General features: G+C 25.2%; 3 protein-coding genes. 1 reads left to right on the forward strand and 2 read right to left on the reverse strand.

Annotated features, from left to right (window positions below; genetic code table 11):
- The coding region (locus QZ288_RS11665; protein ID WP_295159055.1) for a restriction endonuclease subunit S at positions 1-523 on the reverse strand (523 nt) is incomplete at its 3' end.
- Complete coding sequence (locus QZ288_RS11670) at positions 520-699, reverse strand: hypothetical protein (RefSeq protein ID WP_295159057.1); 180 nt, start codon at positions 697-699, stop codon at positions 520-522. The genes QZ288_RS11670 and QZ288_RS11665, both read right to left, overlap by 4 nt.
- Before the next feature lie 961 nt (positions 700-1,660).
- Here QZ288_RS11670 and QZ288_RS11675 point away from each other — a divergent pair.
- Positions 1,661-2,914: a homoserine dehydrogenase gene (locus QZ288_RS11675; RefSeq protein ID WP_295159059.1), complete on the forward strand. Its 1,254-nt coding sequence runs from the start codon at positions 1,661-1,663 to the stop codon at positions 2,912-2,914.
- Positions 2,915-3,080: the final 166 nt, after the last annotated feature.

The following is a 3,080-nucleotide window of genomic DNA, read 5'->3' on the forward strand; positions in this document are numbered from 1 at the left end:
TTGCTTCGTCGCATAAGGACAGTACTGAGGCTATGCGTTTTTGTTCGTCTAGGGGCGGTAATATAATTACTATATTTTTTTTTAAAGATGTAGGGTTAATATTACATTGACTTACACCTTTACTTATTAATTTTGAAATTTGATTTTTATAATATTTTGTATTAAGTATATTATTTAAAAATATTGGATTTACAATATCTTGATTAGGTCTCAAAGCAACTATATATGAAGCAATTGTATAATCTTCTTCCATATTAAATAAAGAAATTTTACCAACTAGTTCATAACTATTAGTTCTATTAAAAAGAATGTCTCCTTTTTTCAATTTGATTTTATTAAATTCATCATCTGTTAAATCTATATAAGACAATTTATTTAAAATAATATTCCCATTATCCATATTATTCATTTTTAATATAGGATATTTTCCTGTTTCTGATGATGGTAATGATGTTCCATAAAATGAATACAATAATATATTTTCTAATTTTACTTCTTGCCAGTCTGCGGGGTATGATTTCATTTGCTGCCTTTCATATTTTCTAATGCTGCCAGCACACAGCCGTGTAATATTTTTTTAGCATACTGCCCTATACTTAAATTATTTGCTTTAGCTATTTCTTCAGCTTCTTTATATAATGCTTTGCTAATTTTAAAAGAAATACTTTTAACAGGCTTTACTTTTTCTTTGGGCAGCAATTTTTTTCTTACTGCTCACTCTCTTTTCATAATATTATCATTATTATTTTTTAATTATATTTAAAACAATCACTGCAATTAAAAGAACGCATGTGATGATATTTAATATAAAAACTGCTGTACTCATTATTTTTTATCCTCTTTCTTCTTATTGTTATTAAGCATTCTTCTTATTATTAAGCATTTGAATTACAACTATTAAAAATAGTACGCTTCTTACAAGCTCAAGCCAAGTATTTAAAATTTCTATGTTCATCTTGACACTTCCTTTATTTTTTATTATAATAGCAGTAATGGAAGGGCTAACTTGACTCTCTTTCGTAAATCAATTAAAGGTTTTAATCTTTAATCGATTTAACTACAGATATTATTGTTGCAAGCAAATTAATAACTGCAGTTATGCCGACGCTCTGCGTGCCGTAGGCAAGGCACCTACTTGGTGAAAGTTAAGACTTCCATTTTCTACCTCCTAAAATTAGGATAAATATATTATATAATGATAGAAAAAAATATCAATGTATTAAATCAAAGAATAAACTTTATGCTTTGGTTAGAGATTTATTTTTTTAAATGCATATATTATATATTCATTCTAATTTTAATTATTATAAATACAATTAAAGCAATAATATTGTATAATCATTTCACTAATAAATAATTTAAATTTTGAAATATATATTTTGATTATTTTGCTGGTAATAATATTATAATAATATTCTTTTTTTAAAACAAAAAATTATGCAGTATCTACAACTCTTAAACAAAATAGGTTTAGCAATATATATTGTAAATTTTTTTAATGAATGTTATAATATAACTTGATATAGTAATATCGTATTTAGAAATTCGCATAAATCAAAACTACAATATATTAACTTTTATAATAATTAATAGTTGATTTTATTAAATTTTATGGTTGATTTTATTAATTTTTTTTATTAAATTTTAAGGAGAAAATATTATGCTTAAGAAGAGAGAGTTTAAAGTTGCTGTTGCAGGTTATGGGCATGTAGGAAAAGATACAGTAAAAACTATTATAGAAAATAATTCCATAATGGAAAATAGAACAGGAATAAAATTAACCGTAAAAACCATTTTCAGCAGAAATATAGATAAAGTAAAAGATGATATTTTTTTGAACAAAGTAGAGATAAAAACAAAAAATTTAAATGATATATTAAATGATGATGATATTGATATAGTAATAGAAGTATTGGGCGGAATGGACACTGCAAAAGAGCTTCTTATGAATGTAAAAAAGCCTGTAGTTACAGCAAATAAAGCATTGCTTGCAAATTGTTTCGGCGAGCTTATAAGGGGAAGAAAAACTGATATAGCTTTCGAGGCTTCTGTTGCAGGTGCTATACCTATAATAAAAGCTATGAAGGAAAGTTTAGTTTCTGATAGAATAGAGAATGTATACGGAATATTAAACGGAACCTGTAATTATATTCTTACCAATATGACAAAGAATAATTTGAATTTTAATGATGTTCTTAAAGATGCACAGGAAAAAGGATATGCAGAGGCTGATCCTACATTTGATATTGATGCAATAGATACTGCACATAAATTATGCATACTTTCATCAATAGCTTTCTGCAATGTTATAAGTTTTGATAATATATTTATAAGAGGAATAAGAAATATTATATTAGATGATATTATATTTGCATCCGAGCTTGGATTTACTATCAAATTAATAGCTGAAGCTTCTTTAGATGAAAATAATAATGCATATATATATGTTATACCTACATTACTTAATGATAATAATATGCTTTCTAAGGTTGATTATGCTTTTAATGCTATAACTATAGCGGGAGATCGCTCTGGGGATACAGTTTTTTATGGTTCAGGTGCTGGGGGAAGACCTACAAGCAGTGCTATAGTTTCCGATGCTGTTACTTTGGCTAGAAATATTCTTATTACTGATGAGCTTAGAATACCTATATTAGGATTTGTTAATGAAAACAAAGAACTTAAAGTTAAAGATTTCAAAGAAAAAAATGAAACTTTCTATGTGAGATTTAAATCAAACAGCAATAATTTAGATGCATTCAATGAGGCTTTTTATGATATTAATATTGATAAAAGCACAGTAAGAAACGGAAATTTTATGTTTGTACTTAAAGATGTTAATATTAATTCCATAATTGAAGCTATAGAAAAAATTGAAAAGATAGATGATATATTTATAGCTAAGATAAAATAGAACAATATAAAACATATAATAATTAAAAAAAGTTATAAATGAACTTTCATTATTATTATAATTAAGTTTTTACTTTTAATAAAAAATATTTATTTCTGCTGATAAAATATTTGGGGCTGACCCAGATAACATAAAATTATTATATTTTATGTATGAAACGAAGTAA

This window comes from uncultured Brachyspira sp., assembly GCF_910578695.1.
GTDB lineage: Bacteria > Spirochaetota > Brachyspiria > Brachyspirales > Brachyspiraceae > Brachyspira.

Bases quoted from the DNA above. Each gene is read 5' to 3' on its own strand.
- QZ288_RS11675 (WP_295159059.1), top strand. From the start codon at position 1,661: ATGCTTAAGAAGAGAGAGTTTAAAGTTGCTGTTGCAGGTTATGGGCAT.